Annotated in this window: 11 protein-coding genes; 8 read left to right on the top strand and 3 right to left on the bottom strand. The window is 72.7% G+C overall.

Features of this window, described 5'->3' with window-relative positions:
* The first annotated feature begins 79 nt into the window (after positions 1 to 79).
* Positions 80 to 1,099, top strand: coding sequence for a 4-hydroxyphenylpyruvate dioxygenase (gene hppD, locus ABZ576_RS31510; protein WP_360748508.1), 1,020 nt, complete (start codon positions 80 to 82; stop codon positions 1,097 to 1,099).
* A complete protein-coding gene (locus ABZ576_RS31505) occupies positions 1,096 to 3,531 on the top strand; it encodes an aminotransferase class I/II-fold pyridoxal phosphate-dependent enzyme (protein ID WP_360748505.1) in 2,436 nt (811 codons plus the stop codon). The genes hppD and ABZ576_RS31505 overlap by 4 nt, the downstream gene beginning before the upstream one ends.
* A 67-nt stretch (positions 3,532 to 3,598) precedes the next feature.
* On the opposite strand, the gene ABZ576_RS31500 is transcribed toward ABZ576_RS31505, so the two are convergent.
* Together ABZ576_RS31500 and ABZ576_RS31495 are read right to left on the bottom strand one after the other, a co-directional pair.
* Entirely contained in the window at positions 3,599 to 4,243 is a 645-nt protein-coding gene (locus ABZ576_RS31500; RefSeq protein WP_360748502.1) for a GNAT family N-acetyltransferase, read from the bottom strand.
* 46 nt (positions 4,244 to 4,289) lie between these two features.
* Positions 4,290 to 5,087, bottom strand: coding sequence for an alpha/beta fold hydrolase (locus ABZ576_RS31495; RefSeq protein ID WP_360748499.1), 798 nt, complete (start codon positions 5,085 to 5,087; stop codon positions 4,290 to 4,292).
* 582 nt (positions 5,088 to 5,669) lie between these two features.
* Between ABZ576_RS31495 and ABZ576_RS31490 the strand changes: the two genes are divergently transcribed.
* From ABZ576_RS31490 to ABZ576_RS31470, 5 genes are read left to right on the top strand one after another with little or no spacing between them, the layout of a single operon-like run.
* Positions 5,670 to 6,821, top strand: coding sequence for a hypothetical protein (locus ABZ576_RS31490; protein WP_360748496.1), 1,152 nt, complete (start codon positions 5,670 to 5,672; stop codon positions 6,819 to 6,821).
* Positions 6,821 to 7,486, top strand: a complete 666-nt coding sequence (locus ABZ576_RS31485) for a DUF6182 family protein (protein WP_360748493.1) — start codon at positions 6,821 to 6,823, stop codon at positions 7,484 to 7,486. The genes ABZ576_RS31490 and ABZ576_RS31485 overlap by 1 nt, the downstream gene beginning before the upstream one ends.
* Positions 7,479 to 8,096, top strand: a complete 618-nt coding sequence (locus ABZ576_RS31480; protein WP_360748490.1) for a hypothetical protein — start codon at positions 7,479 to 7,481, stop codon at positions 8,094 to 8,096. Before ABZ576_RS31485 ends, ABZ576_RS31480 begins: the two co-directional genes overlap by 8 nt.
* Positions 8,093 to 9,790, top strand: coding sequence for a GH3 auxin-responsive promoter family protein (locus ABZ576_RS31475; protein ID WP_360748487.1), 1,698 nt, complete (start codon positions 8,093 to 8,095; stop codon positions 9,788 to 9,790). Before ABZ576_RS31480 ends, ABZ576_RS31475 begins: the two co-directional genes overlap by 4 nt.
* A 17-nt stretch (positions 9,791 to 9,807) precedes the next feature.
* Positions 9,808 to 10,746 carry a TauD/TfdA family dioxygenase gene (locus tag ABZ576_RS31470; protein WP_360748483.1) on the top strand — a complete coding sequence of 313 codons (939 nt, stop codon included), beginning with the start codon at positions 9,808 to 9,810 and terminating at the stop codon, positions 10,744 to 10,746.
* 70 nt (positions 10,747 to 10,816) lie between these two features.
* On the opposite strand, the gene ABZ576_RS31465 is transcribed toward ABZ576_RS31470, so the two are convergent.
* Positions 10,817 to 12,007: a cytochrome P450 gene (locus ABZ576_RS31465; protein ID WP_360748480.1), complete on the bottom strand. Its 1,191-nt coding sequence runs from the start codon at positions 12,005 to 12,007 to the stop codon at positions 10,817 to 10,819.
* Positions 12,008 to 12,399: 392 nt separating this feature from the next.
* On the opposite strand from ABZ576_RS31465, the gene ABZ576_RS31460 reads away from it, so the two are divergent.
* The coding region (locus ABZ576_RS31460; RefSeq protein WP_360748477.1) for a condensation domain-containing protein at positions 12,400 to 13,832 on the top strand (1,433 nt) is incomplete at its 3' end.

Below are 13,832 nucleotides of genomic sequence, written 5' to 3'. Positions count from 1 at the left end.
GCGGCAGCGGTGCGGGTGTCCTGCCCTTCCACCCGCAGGCACCGACTCAGGGCACCTGCCGATCGCGAGGCTTCTCTCCATGGCTGTGCAAGACATCGCATACATCGAGCTGTTCACCAGGGACAAGCTCGTGGCCGTCGACTACTTCGTCTCGGCCATGGGCTTCACACGAGTCGCCGACTCCGTCGAGATCGACCGCAGCTCCATCCTGCTCAGACAGGGAGACGTCCAGCTCGTCGTCACCTCTGGGCGGGGCATCTGGAAGTTCCTCGACGATCACGGGGACGGCATCGCGGACATAGCCATGACCTGCCGCGACGTGGCGGCCACTCGGGAGGCGGCGCTGCGTGCCGGCGCCGAGCCGGTGGTCTCGATGCGCGGCAACACCGTCGTGTCGGGCTTCGGCGACGTGGTACACACGCTCCTCCCCGCGGGCGGGAATCCCGCCGACGGGCTCCCGCCGGGCCGCAACTGGATCCCGTCGCCGGGCCTTCGGCTCCCGAAGGGCCGCGTCCGGGCCCTGGACCATGTCGCGGTCTGCCTGGCGGGCGGCACGCTCGCCGAGTACGCGGACTTCTACCGCGACGGGTTCGGATTCTCCCGCTTCTCCTCCGAGTACGTCGCCGTCGGCGGGCAGGCGATGGACTCCATCGTCGTGCGCAGCGAGAGCGGCGGTGTCACCTTCACGCTCGTCGCCCCGGACCCGGACAAGGAGCCGGGCCAGCTCGACGCGTTCCTGCAGCGGAACGGGGGACCGGGCGCCCAGCACCTGGCGTTCCTGGTCGACGACATCATTCCGGCGGTCCGGGAGTGCAGGGACCGCGGCGTCGACTTCCTGGCCACCCCCGACACGTACTACGACCTGCTCGTCGAACGGTTCGAGGGGCTGCGCGGCATCGTCGACGAGCTGCGCGACGCCCAGGTGCTGGCCGACCGTGACGAGTGGGGCGACCTCCTCCAGCTGTTCAGCCGCTCCCCGTACGAGCGCAACACGCTCTTCTTCGAGCTGATCCAGCGCCAGGGCTCCCGCGGCTTCGGCAGTTCCAACATCCGCGCGCTGTACGAAGCCGTGGAGCGCGAGCGGCTGACCTCCGGATGAGCGGCGCCGACCCCACCGCCGGGCCTCCGGTCACCCTGGCCGACTACGCCGCCCGGGCCCGGCCGAACGTCGCGCCCGCCGTCTGGGACTTCCTGGAGGGCGGCGCGGGCGACGAGCGCACGCTCGCGTCCAATCTCGCGGCCTTCGACGGGGTGTCGCTGCGTCCCCGGGTTTTGGCCGGCCGGGGAGCGCCCGACACCACGACGGAGATTCTGGGCCGTACCTGGGCCGCGCCGCTCGGGATCGCACCGGTGGCGTACCACCGGCTGGCGCACCCGGAGGGCGAGACCGCCACGGCGCGCGGCGCGGGGGCGGCCGGCCTGCCTCTGGTCGTCAGCACCTTCGCGAGCCGCACCTTCGAGGACATCGCGGCCGAGGCCGCGAGCCCGCTGTGGCTCCAGGTGTACTGCTTCCGGGACCGGGCCACCACAGGCGCCCTGGTGCGACGGGCGGAGCGGGCCGGCTTCGAGGCCCTGGTACTGACCGTGGACGCGCCGCGCCTGGGCCGCCGGCTCCGCGACGTGCGCAACGACTTCCGGCTGCCCGACGGCGTGGCGCCCGCCAACCTGACCGGCACCGGGTTCGACTCGCCGAGCGGTCACGCGCTCGCGGAGTTCGACCCGGCCCTGGACTGGTCGGTGATCGACTGGCTGCGGTCCGTCAGCTCACTGCCGGTCCTGGTCAAGGGCGTGCTCACCCCCGAGGACGCCCGGCGGGCGGTCGCGGCGGGCGTCGACGGCATCGTGGTCTCCAACCACGGGGGCCGTCAGCTCGACGGCGCCCCGGCCACCCTTCACGTGCTGCCCGGCATCGCGCGGTCCGTCGGCGGGGCCTGTCCGGTCCTGCTCGACGGCGGGATACGGCGTGGCGCGGACGTGCTCGTGGCCCTCGCGCTGGGCGCCGACGCGGTGCTGCTCGGGCGCCCGGCCCTGCACGGGCTGGCCGTGGCGGGAGCGGAGGGCGTCGCGGACGTGCTCGGCATCGTGACCGAGGGGCTGGTGGAGGCGATGGCGCTCACCGGCACCGGCTCCGTAGTGCAGGCCGGGCCCGAACTGGTCCAGGAGCAGGGGCGGTTCGGCCACCGGGCCGCAGCCGCGCCCGGCGTGCCCCCTGCCGTTGCGGCCACCGCCGCGGGCCTGCGCGCGGAGGAACTGCACGGCAGTGTCTCGGATCCCGTCCTGGACACGATGAATTTCCTCAACGAGATCACCACCCGCTACCCCGACGCGGTCTCGTTCGCGCCGGGGCGCCCCTACGAGGGCTTTTTCGACACCGAGCAGATCTTCACCTACCTGCGCCGCTACCTGGACCATCTGGAGGCGCAGGGCGCCCCGCCCGAGCGTGTGCGCTCCGCGCTGTTCCAGTACGGCCCGGCCGGCGGCCAGATCCGCGAGCTGATCGCGGACTTGCTGCGCAAGGACGAGGGCATCGACGTGCCGCCCGAGTCCGTCGTGGTCACCGTCGGCGCCCAGGAGGCGATGCTGCTGGCGGTGCGTGCGCTCATCGCGGGCCCCGAGGACGTGCTGCTCGTCTCCAGCCCCTGCTACGTGGGCGTCACCGGCGCGGCGCGGCTCTTCGACATCCACCCGGTCGCGGTCGAGGAGGCCGAGGGCGGATTCCGCTGTGCCGACCTGGCGGCGGCGATCCGCGCCGAGCGGGCCCGGGGGCGGCGTCCCCGGGCCTTCTACGTCATCCCCGACCACTCCAACCCCTCCGGCACCACCATGTTGCTGGAGACCCGCCGGGAACTGCTCGAACTGGCCGCCCGCGAGGACTTCCTGGTCCTTGAGGACAGCCCGTACCGGCTGGTCAGCCCAGGTCGGCAGCTGCCGACCCTGAAGGCGTTGGACACGGACCGGCGGGTTGTCCACCTGGGCTCCCTGTCCAAGACGCTCTTTCCCGGGGCCCGGGTCGGCTTCGCGGTCGCCGACCAGCCCGTCACGCGGGCGGCGGGCCGCACGAGCCTGCTCGCGGACGAGCTCACCAAGATCAAGTCCATGGTGACGGTGAACACCTCGCCGGTCAGCCAGGCTGTGGCGGCCGGCATGCTGCTGACGGCGGACGGCCGCGCGTCCGAGCTGAACGTGGCCACCGCCGCGTACTACCGGGACGCGATGAGGGACACCCTGCGGGCGCTGGAGGCGGCCTTCCCGGAGGGCGAGCGCGACGCGCTCGGGGTGCGCTGGAACGAGCCGACCGGAGGCTTCTTCCTGGCCGTCACCGTGCCGTTCCGCGCGGACAACGCCGCGCTGACGCGCTCGGCGGAGGAGTTCGGCGTCATCTGGACCCCGATGTCGTACTTCCATCCGCAGGGCGGGGGCGAGTACGCACTCCGGCTGTCCGTCAGCTACCTGACGCACGACCAGATCGACGCGGGCATCGGCCGGCTGGCCCGGTTCGTCAGGAGCGAGGCGGCCGCCACCCGGACGTGACCGCGGATACGGAAGGCCCTGCGGGCCCGGCCGGGAGCCTGGGACCACAGGGCCGCCCCCACAGCCGCTAAAGGTCGCTCGCGGGCACCTGCCGCGGGTCGCGCGACAGCGGCCAGGGAGCGAACCGCGGGTCGGGGATCCCCTTGTCCGCCGTCTCCGACTCGGCCCTCTCGAAGCCGCGCGCGAGGTAGTTGCGCACCGCATGGCGGTGGTCGAGCGTGCTGGTGCGCAGGTAGACGTACGCAGCGGGCCCGGCGCCCGGCCCGCCCCAGTCGACACCGCCGCGCCAGGCCAGCTCCACGCAGGCCGTCAGCAGCGCGCCGCCCAGGCCCTGCCCGTGGAACTGGGGCAACAGGCCGAACAGCACGATCTCCACGGCGCCGCCAGGCTGGGCCTCCAGCTCGAAGAACCCGGCGACGGTGCCGTGGACCGTGGCGATCCATGTGCCCAGGGACTCCCGGTGGACCCACGCCTGCCAGGTCTCGTGGTCCCAGGAGAAGCGGTCCGTCCAGCACACCTGGGAGCCCACGGCGGCGTACAGGGCGCGGCTCAGGTCGACCGACGGCACCTGGGAGCGCTCGACCCGCATCGGGACGTCCGAGCGGGCCGGCCGCAGCCGGTCGGGTGAGGACATCCGCAGCGTCCAGGTGGTGACGGCCCGCCGCACGATCTTCGCCGCGGGTCCCGAATCGATGAACTCACTCTGTGTCACAGCGAGGCCTTACGTGAGAGGGCGTACGGAGGACGGATGAGGGCCGTCAGTACTTGTCCAGGAACTCGACGATCGCGGCGTTCACCGCCCCGGGCCGCTCCAGGTTCCCCAGATGCCCGCAGTCCGGGATCTCGACGTGGTCGCAGCCGGGAATGGCCTCGGCCACCTCGGCCACCAGATGCGGCGGACAGATCAGGTCGTCGGAGAACGCGATGGTGCGGCACGGCACGCCGATCGAGCGCAGCACCTCGCGGCGGTCGCCCATCCGGTCCACCCCGACCTGGCCGCCGCCGGCGCTGCCGCCGGTCAGCTCGAGAATCTCCAGCCAACCGCTCGCGGCCGTATCGTCGTTGAGGGTCGCCGGGGACAGCATCTCCAGAGCCGTGCGCATCGCCTCGTACTTCGCGGGCAGCTGCACACCGCTCGCGCGCAGCGCCAGGTCCGCCTCCGTCAGCGCCCGCCGCGTCGCGTCGGACCGCGCGCGCGTGGCGATCAGCACCGCCGAGTGCACCAGGTGCGGGTACCGGCTCGCCAGCTCCTGGGCGATCATCGCGCCCATGGACATGCCGACGATCCGGCACGGGCCGAGGTCCAGCGCCTCGATCAGGCCCTTGGTGTCAGCGACCATGTCGGCGAGCGAGTAGAGCCCCGGGGGCGCGTCGGAGGCGCCGATGCCCCGGTTGTCGAAGATCACCGTCTCGTAGCCCGCCTTGTTGAGCGCCGGCGTCTGGTGCGTGGTCCAGACGTGGCCGGCGGCGCCGGATCCCATGATGAGGAGAACCGGTTCCCCCCGGCCCGAGCGCTGGTAGGAGAGCCGGATGCCGTTGGCGGTCACGTAGGGCATGGCGCGCCCCCGCTCACAGTCGTGGTGTGCAAGAGGGTCTCCAGGTCGTCGTGGGCGAAGGCGCCGTGATGGACGGAGCCGCTGTGGTGGAAGGGAAGTCGGGGACGCACCCCGAGAGGCCTCGCACCGGCTGCCGCGCATCGCACCGGCTGCCGCGCATCGCATCGGGTGTCGCGCACCGCGCCGGCTGTCGCGCACCGCGCCGGCCGTCGCGCGCGGCGACCGCCCGCAGGGCTTCCGCGTGCGGTGGTACGGTCCCAAGGCTCAGGGCGCTGCCGGGCGCCCCACCATGACACCGCCCCGACTCGCCGATCAAGCCGTCCGTTGAGCACCCCCCGGGGCCCCGGCGGTGCTGTTCAACCAGGATGCGGGGGCAGTTGAACGGCCAGGCCCCGCCGTTGACGTGGCGGCGTGCGCCGGGGGCATAGTGGATCTCCGGCCGGCCCGGCGGAGCCCGGCGAGGCCGCCGCAGCCGGGGTCCCCCCGTCCCCGTGCGCTCCCGGCCCCGCCCCGAGGAAGCCCCCGTCCCGGCGGGTGCCGGGAGCACAGGATCCCTCCCACACGCACCCGACGGAGGACGATGTGGCCCTGCGCCAGCTCACCACCGCCGCGCACGCGCGGCGCGTTCTGTTCGCCCCCGTGCCCGTGGCGCCCACCAAGCCCCTCACCCTCAGCCACGTCAAGGGTTTGTTGTGGAGCGACGTCATGCACCGGGCCACCGGCCAACTGCACCACGTCGACCTGCACTACAGCTGGAGCGTCGGCGTCCTCAACGCCCAGACCCTCGGCTTCTGGGACCACCTCGACCGCACCCGGCCCGGCGCCGACTTCAGCCGTTGCGACGAGGAGGAGATCGGCGCCCTCTACGTCGAGTACCAGCGGGGCCGGTCCTCCGGGGACCGCCTCGACCCCGCCGTGCGGCGCGCCGCCGAGGCCGGCGGACCGCCGCACCCCGCAGGCGCCCGCATCCTCGACCTGTGGGGCGTGCGGCTGCGCGAACTCGGCATCGCCGACCCGGGGCTGCGGACGCGGGCACGCCCGCCGCTGAGCCTCGACCAACTCGTGGCGCTCCTCGCCGACCTCGGCCTGTGCGTCGACCACCGCCGCTGGAACGGCCCGGTGTACCTGGACGGCACCCGCGGCGGCCTGCCGCTGCGCCTGCTCGTCGGCGCCGACGGCACCGCCAACTACCTCGCCTGGCTGCTGCGCGATCTCATCCCGCACCTGCGCGCCTACGACGACTTCGTGCTCACCTGCGACCGCGACACCCTCCCCGACCACGTCCTGCTGCGGCACGTCCTGGGCAGGCTCGGCGCCCGAGTCCACCTCGTCGCTCTCGGCCGGGTGCGCACCGGCGGCGCCCCCGGCCCGGTGCCCTCGTCGCGGCACGGCGGCTGGCAGGGGCTGACCGCCGCGGCGCTGGCCGAGCGCCACCTGGACCGGGTGGGCCCCGACGCGTACCGGCTCGGGCTGCGCCTGTACTTCGTCGCGATGCTGGGCCGCGGCGACCGGCAGCCGTACCGCGCCGAGCTGCTGAACCGTTGCATGGAACGGGCCGCACGCGTGCTCAAGGGCCAGTCCAGCCCCCCAGATCCGGCCGACACCGCCGCCCTGCTGCGGCGGCACGCCCGCCCGCACCCCTACGTCGATCCCTACCGGCTCACCACGGCGCTGCTCGGCCGATCCCGCCGGGGCGGCGCCGACGGCCACCTGCTGAACGAGGTGTACCTGTGATGCCCAGCCAACAGGAACTCCGCGAGGCACTGGACGCCCGCGTGCGCGCGGCCGGGGCGCCCGGCCCCGTGGCCGCCGCCGTGGCCGTGCTCCGCAGCTGCGAGCTGCCCCGGTTCGCCCAGTCCGTACTGGACTTCACGGTCACGCTCGCCCCGGACACCGCGCGCACCTGGCTCGCCGACCACACCCGCACCGTCTTCCTCGCCGGTAACCCGCGCAACCTCGCCTCCCGGCTGCCACCCTCCTTCACCGGCGCCGACGGCCGGATCGCCTGGTACGCCCCCGGTGCCGGGCCCCGCCACCGCGAACTGCGGCTGCTGCTGCGCCGGGTGCGCGGCACCCTGCCCGCCGGGCCGCCACCGCCGCCGTACACCGTGCGTGTCCCGCACGGCGCACGGGCCGGCGCCGGGCTCCGGCGGCTCACCGTCGCGACGGACGGGCTCACGCTCCCGCAGTACCTGGTGCACCTCAACCACACACTCGCCGAGGCCCTGCTGACCGGGGTGCTCGACCCCGGCGACCGGATCGCGGTCGAGCACGTGCCGCACCTGCACGAACTGCCCACCCGCCCCGCGTATCTGCGGGTCCACGAGGACACCGGCCGCCCGGGTCGGCTGCGCGCGTACGCATGCCTCGGCGGCCCCGAGAGGGGTCGCGATGACTGATTTCTGGGTGCTGCTCGGCACCGACCAGTGCGGCAAGTCCACCATCCTGGACCGGATCGCCGCCCGCGGCGGCCCGGTGCTGCCCGTCTCGTACGACGCCCCACTGCTGTTCGGGGAGTACCGCGCGCTCACCGCCCTTCCCGAGGCGCTCCGCCGCGCCTTCGCGAGCGGACACGCCCCGGAGTACGTACAGGCCCTCCTCAACGTCGCCGTCGCCTACTACCGCGACCGGATCTTCCGCGCGCCACCCGGCCGCACCCTCCTGATCGATTCCTACTACTACAAGATCCTCGCCAAGTGCCGGCTGCTCGGCCTGGCCGACGGGCCCTGGCAGGAGCACTGGCGGTCGCTGCCCCAGCCGCGGGGCGTCCTCCTCCTGGAGGTCGACCCGGGGACCGCGTGGCGGCGCGCGGGCGAAGGCGCCCGGCTCAACCCGTTCGAGCACTACGGGCCGACCCCCGACATCGACGGCTTCACTCGCTTCCAGCTGGACCTGCGCGCCGAACTCGTCGCGGAAACCCGGCAGCTGCACGTCGAACGTGTGCCCGCCGGCCAGGACGCGGGGGCCGCCGTCGACCACGTGCTGGGGACCATCGAGGAAGCAACATGAGACTCGGCGACACCGGCCCCCGCGCCGAGGCGGACGGCGACGACGAAGCCGCCTACCGCGGCAGGCTCATCGCCTCCAAGGAACAGTTCGCGGCCGCGGTTCGCGAAGCGGCGGCATGGCAGCGACGCATCCTCACCGAGATCCTCACCGACAACGCCGACACCGCTTTCGGCAGGGCGCATGGCTTCGGCCGCGTCCGCACCATCGACGAGTACCGCTCCGCAGTGCCGCTGCGCACCCACCAGGAGTACGGGCCGTGGCTGGCGCGCAGCGCCGAAGGCGAGGCGCGGGTGCTCACGCGCGAGGCGCCCCGGCTGTTCTTCACCACCAGCGGATCAACCGGCGGCCGCAAACGCGTCCCCGTCACCGAGACCTTCGTCAAACGCGTCTACCTCCCCTTCTTCCAGGCCGCCATGGGAGTGCCGGCCCAGTACTACCCCGAGGCGTTCGGACGCGGTGCCGTCTGCCTCAACCTGCGCCACGACCGGCTCGCCCGGCCCGCCGTCAGCGCCTCCGGACGGCCGAGCCTCGGCCCCAGCCAGGCGGACCTGCAAGGCGGCTTCGGCGTGCGCCTGGAGGAGCCCGGCAGCCGCGCCCCCTGGGCCGAACTGCCCGTGCCCGTCGACGACCAGGCCTACCTGGACAAGCTGTACGTCCGCGTCCGCATGGCCGCCGAGCACGACGTGCGCTCCGTCATCGGCCACAACCCCACCATGATCGCGATGCTGCCCGAGCTGCTCGCCCAGTGGTGGACCGACCTGCTGAAGGACATCCGCGACGGCACCTACCTCGGCGAGCCCGGCGGCACGCCCAACCCCCGGCGCGCCGCCGAGCTGGAGCGACGCGCCGCGGCCGCGCCCGGTGGCCGGCCGACGCCCGCCGCCGTCTGGCCCCGCATGCGGCTGCTGTACTGCTGGACGAGCGGCCTCGCCTCCCTCTACCTGCCCCGTCTCAAGGAGGCGTACGGCCCCGACGTCGCCGTCCTGCCCACGCCCCCCGCGGCCTCCGAGGGGCCCGTCGGCGTACCGCTGGACCGGCACCCGACCGCCGGGCCGCTCGCCGTGTCCTGCGCACTGTACGAGTTCGTCGACGCGAGCCGGGACGTGACGCCCGACAGCCCCACCCTCCTGTACGACGAGCTGGAGCCGGGCCGCGACTACCACGTCGTCCTCTCCCATCCCGGCGGCCTGTACCGCTATGTGCTCGGCGACATCGCGCACGTCGTCGACCGGGTCGGCACGGTGCCCAGGGTCGAGTACGCCGGGCGCGCCACGCTCTCGGACGCGGCGGGCGAGCGGCTGCGCGAACTGCACGTCGTCCGCGCCGTGCGGGAGGCGGCCAAGGCCGCCGGAGTCGACGTCGTCAACCTCACCTGCCGGACCGAGGACGGCTCCGACCGCCGCCCCCACTACACGCTGGCCGCCGCCCTGCGCCGGCCCCTGCCGGCGGCCGGGCTGTCCTCCTTGCAGGACCTGGTGGACGCGGAGTTGGGCCGGGTGAGCCGCGACTACCGCAACGCGCGGTCCACGGGCGCCCTCGGCGCCGCCCGCGTCGTCCCGGTGGCCGCCGCGGCCTTCACCGAGCACTGGCACCACCGCCTGGCGGCCGGGATGCGGCCCCCCGAGATCAAGGACCAGGTGTTCCAGCACGACGCCGCGGCCTGGTCGCGCCTGCGGAACCACGGACGAGAGTGAACGGAGACGAGATCGGCATGACTGATCCCAAGGACTGGAAGCCGCTGGAGCTGCGCCCCGAGGACGGCCGCACCGGTGCGGAAGGAATGCGTGAACTCCTCGCCACGGCAGGCGACTTCGGCGACCTGCTCGCCCGCGAGAAGGCCGTCGTCTTCCGTGACTTCGAGGTGGCCGAGCAGGACATCGAGTCCGTGATGGACCTGCTGCTGCCGAACCGGCTCGCCTACCTGCACGGCACCTCGCCGCGCACCAAGCTCGGTGGGAACCTCTACACGTCCACCGAGTACCCGCAGCACATGACCATCGCCATGCACAACGAGCTGTCCTACAGCCACCGCTGGCCTGAACGGCTCTTCTTCTACTGCGCCACCACACCCGGCTCCGGGGGCGCGACGCCCGTCGTGGACGGCGCGCTGTGGCTGGAGTCCCTCGACGAGGAGGTCCGCGACGCGTTCGCGGCGGGCATCCGCTACACACAGAACCTCCACGACGGCTTCGGGCTCGGCCGCAGCTGGCGGCAGACCTTCGAGACCGACGACCGCGCGACCGTCGAATCCTTCCTGACCGCAGGGGAGTTCGACTGGAAGTGGGATCCCGACGGGGGACTGCGCATGACCAGCCCCATCCGGCCGGCCACCGTGCGGCACCCGGTGTCGGGCGCCGAGCTCTGGTTCAACCAGGCCGACCACTTCCACCCGGCCGCGCTCGGCGACGAGACCGCGCGCGAACTCGCGCAGATCCTCCCGCCCGAGGAACTGCCCCAGTCGGTCACCTTCGCCGACGGCAGCCCCATCCCCGACGCGTACGTGCTCCACATCCACGACCGGGGTTTGGAGATGGCCGTCGACGTCGACTGGCGCCGGGGCGACCTGATGGTCGTCGACAACGTCGCCGTGGGCCACGGACGGCGCCCCTTCACCGGAGACCGCCGGGTCCTGGTGGCCATGTCCGACTGAGCCACCGCGGCACGCGAAAGGGGCCCACCTCGGCAGGTGGGCCCCTTTCGGCGTATGTGCCCGCCGAGCCTCAGACGGCCTTCATCCGGACCGGCAGGGTCTCGGGGCCGTTGACCACGATCGAGTCGAGAAGCTTCGGCTGCCCGTCCGACTCGATGCGCACACCCCGGCTGAGCAGCTCGCCGTACAGCAGACGCAGCTCGACCCTGGCCAGCATGCCGCCCAGGCAGAAGTGCTCACCGAAGCCCAGGGACAGGTGCCGGTTGGGCGTGCGGCGCACGTCGAAGACGTCGGGAGCGTCGAAGACGGTTTCGTCCCGGTTGGCAGACGGCAGCCAGAAGACCACCTTGTCGCCCTCCTCGACCCGCCGCCCGGCGATCTCGGCCGGCCGTACCGCCGTCCGCATGATGTGGGTGGCCGTCGACGTCCAGCGCAGCACCTCCTCCACCGAGGACGGCAGAAGCTCCGGGTCGTCCCGCACCGCCTGCCACTGGTCCGGATGCTCCAGGAAGGAGAGCATCCCGCCGGCCGCCGCGATGCGCGTGTTCTCCGTGCCGCCGACCAGCAGGTTGTCGCAGTTGAGGATGACATCGTCGGGGCTCAGCCGCTCGCCGTCCACCTCCGCCGTCGCCAGCACGCTCACCAGATCGTCGCCCGGGTCCGCCGCCTTCTCCGCCTGCAGAGTCTCGAAGTACCCGAGAATGTCGAGGTGGGCGAACCGGCGCGTGAGCGGGTCACCCGCCCCGAAGGCCCGGCTGGTCAGCTCGTAGAGACGCTCCCAGTCGGACTCCGGAACACCCATCATCCTGCAGATCACATAGAGCGGGATGCGGGCCGCCACATCGGTGACGAAGTCGCAACTCCCCATTTCCAAGGCTTTGTCCACCACGCCCTGCGCGATGTCCTTCATCTCTGTCTCCAGGGCGCGCACCGACCGCACGGCGAACCAGCCGTCGACCAGCCCCCGCAGCTGCTTGTGCCGGGGCGCGTCCGTCAGGGCCAGCGTGCGCCCGCCGCCCGGGTCCGGCCCGTGCTCGGCGGGCCGCAGCAGGATGCCCTGGGCCGAACTGAACGTCTCCGCGTCCCGATAGGCGGCCCGGATGTCGTCGTAGCGCGTCAGCGACCAGAAGCCCGGCAGCTCGGTCGGTTCGTGCCAGTGCACCGGATCGTGCGCGCGCAGCCAGCTCCATTGCGCGAAAGGATCGCCAAGTGAATAGAGTTCGGGATCCGCCAGACTAATGAGCGGCGCTGAATCGGGCATGCGGATGTGCCTCGCAGATCTGTGGGTGACCGGAAATACGCGACGGATACGCGGCCGGAAGGCAGTCGGCGGACGCTTCTGGCGATCTCCGGCGCCCGCTCACGGTATAGGCGTCCATTACGGTCGCAGGGCGCGTCCGACTCCGTCAAGGCGTGACGGGCGCCCGGCACACAGGCGTTCAACCACCGTGCTCCGGCAGTTGAACGCCCATCGGAGCCGCATTGATCACCGCCGGGCCGTGGGTCATAGTGGGTCGCCGCTAGGCGCTGAAGCAGTGTGAATTGTCAGGCCACGCTTTGTGCAAGAGAAGCTGGGCGGTCATGCGCCATGCCCCGGTGGAGGCGGCCCGTGCTGTTCCAGTCGATGAGCTGAAACGATTGGAGTACGCGGGAATGGCGAAGAGCGAGGGTGAGCTCCGCGAATTGATGAGCGGACAGCTCGGCATCTGGTACGCGCAGCAACTCGCCCCCGACAACCGGGCCTTCTTCCTGTCGGAGTACCTCGAGATCCACGGCCCCGTGGACCTCGGCCTCCTCGTACGGACCGCCGAGCTGCGCGTCCGCGAGATCGAGGCGCTGCGCCTCCGCGTGCGCGTGGTCGACGGGACACCGATGCAGTACCTGCACGACGCCCGCGACTACCCGGTCCGGGTCGTCGACGTCAGCGGCGAACCCGACCCGCGCGCCGCGGGCGCGGCCTGGATGAACGCCGACCTGGAGCGCCCGGCCCGGCTGGAGGGCGGCTCGCTGTTCGACGCCGCGGTCATCAAGGTCGAGGACGAGCTCCACTACTGGTACGTCCGCTCCCACCACCTGGTCATCGACGGCCATGGCGGCGTCGTGATGATCCAGCGGACCGCCGAGATCTACGCCGCGCTCCTGGCGGGCCGCGACCCCTCCGAAGGCGCCGTGGAGCCCCTCTCCGTCCTCCTCGACGCCGACCGCGACTACCGCGCGTCCCCCGAGTTCGAGCAGGACCGGCGGTACTGGCTGGACCTGCTCGCCGACCACCCGGCCGTGCACGGCGGCGACGCCCACAAGTCCCGGCGCGCCCAGCGCGCCCCGCTGCGGCACACGGACGGCGTCGACTCGGACGCGGCCGCCTTCCTCAAGGCCGGCGCGCGCCGCCTCAGGACCAGCTTCCCCGGACTGATGATCGCGGCCGCCGCCCTCTACCAGCACCGCGTCACCGGCGACCGCGAGGTCACCATCGGCCTGCCCGTCCGCGCCCGCTCCGGCAGGCGAAGCCTCGACGTGCCCGGCATGACCTCCAACATCCTGCCGCTGCGCCTCACGATCGGCCCCGAGTCCACCGTCGAGGACGTCGTGCGCCAGACCACCCGGGTGATCCGCGACGGGCTCCGCCACCAGCGGTACCGCTACAAGGACATGCTCAACGACCTGAACATCGTCGACGGCGACCTGTGCGGGCTGCACATCAATGTCATGGCCTTCGACTACGACCTGCGCTTCGGCGACAACCCCACCGTCGCCCACAACCTGTCCACCGGCCCCGTCGACGACCTCCGCATCGACATCTACGACCGCGCGGGCATGCAGATCAACGTCGACGCCAACCCGGACGTCCACAACCTCACCGAGGCCGCCGCGGTCTCCCGCCGCTACCTCAACGTCGCCACGTGGCTCGCGGGGGCGGAGCCCGGCGAACTCGTCGCGCGTGCGGAGCTCCTGAGCGAGGCCGAGCGGCGTCGGGTGCTCGTCGACTGGAATGACACCGGGGCTGATGTGGTGCCGGCGACGTTGGGTGAGTTGTTCGAGGCGCAGGTGGGGCGGTCGCCGGATGCGGTGGCGGTTGTCTTCGAGGG

The organism is Streptomyces sp. NPDC013455 (assembly GCF_040632975.1).
GTDB lineage: Bacteria > Actinomycetota > Actinomycetes > Streptomycetales > Streptomycetaceae > Streptomyces.
This window is presented reverse-complemented; position numbering and strand designations above follow the sequence as displayed.

Excerpts from the sequence above, each read along its gene's own strand:
- hppD (WP_360748508.1), top strand. The coding sequence starts at position 80 with ATGGCTGTGCAAGACATCGCATACATCGAGCTGTTCACCAGGGACAAG.
- ABZ576_RS31505 (WP_360748505.1), top strand. The coding sequence starts at position 1,096 with ATGAGCGGCGCCGACCCCACCGCCGGGCCTCCGGTCACCCTGGCCGAC.
- ABZ576_RS31495 (WP_360748499.1), bottom strand. The coding sequence starts at position 5,087 with ATGCCCTACGTGACCGCCAACGGCATCCGGCTCTCCTACCAGCGCTCG.
- ABZ576_RS31485 (WP_360748493.1), top strand. The coding sequence starts at position 6,821 with ATGCCCAGCCAACAGGAACTCCGCGAGGCACTGGACGCCCGCGTGCGC.
- ABZ576_RS31480 (WP_360748490.1), top strand. The coding sequence starts at position 7,479 with ATGACTGATTTCTGGGTGCTGCTCGGCACCGACCAGTGCGGCAAGTCC.
- ABZ576_RS31475 (WP_360748487.1), top strand. The coding sequence starts at position 8,093 with ATGAGACTCGGCGACACCGGCCCCCGCGCCGAGGCGGACGGCGACGAC.
- ABZ576_RS31470 (WP_360748483.1), top strand. The coding sequence starts at position 9,808 with ATGACTGATCCCAAGGACTGGAAGCCGCTGGAGCTGCGCCCCGAGGAC.
- ABZ576_RS31465 (WP_360748480.1), bottom strand. The coding sequence starts at position 12,007 with ATGCCCGATTCAGCGCCGCTCATTAGTCTGGCGGATCCCGAACTCTAT.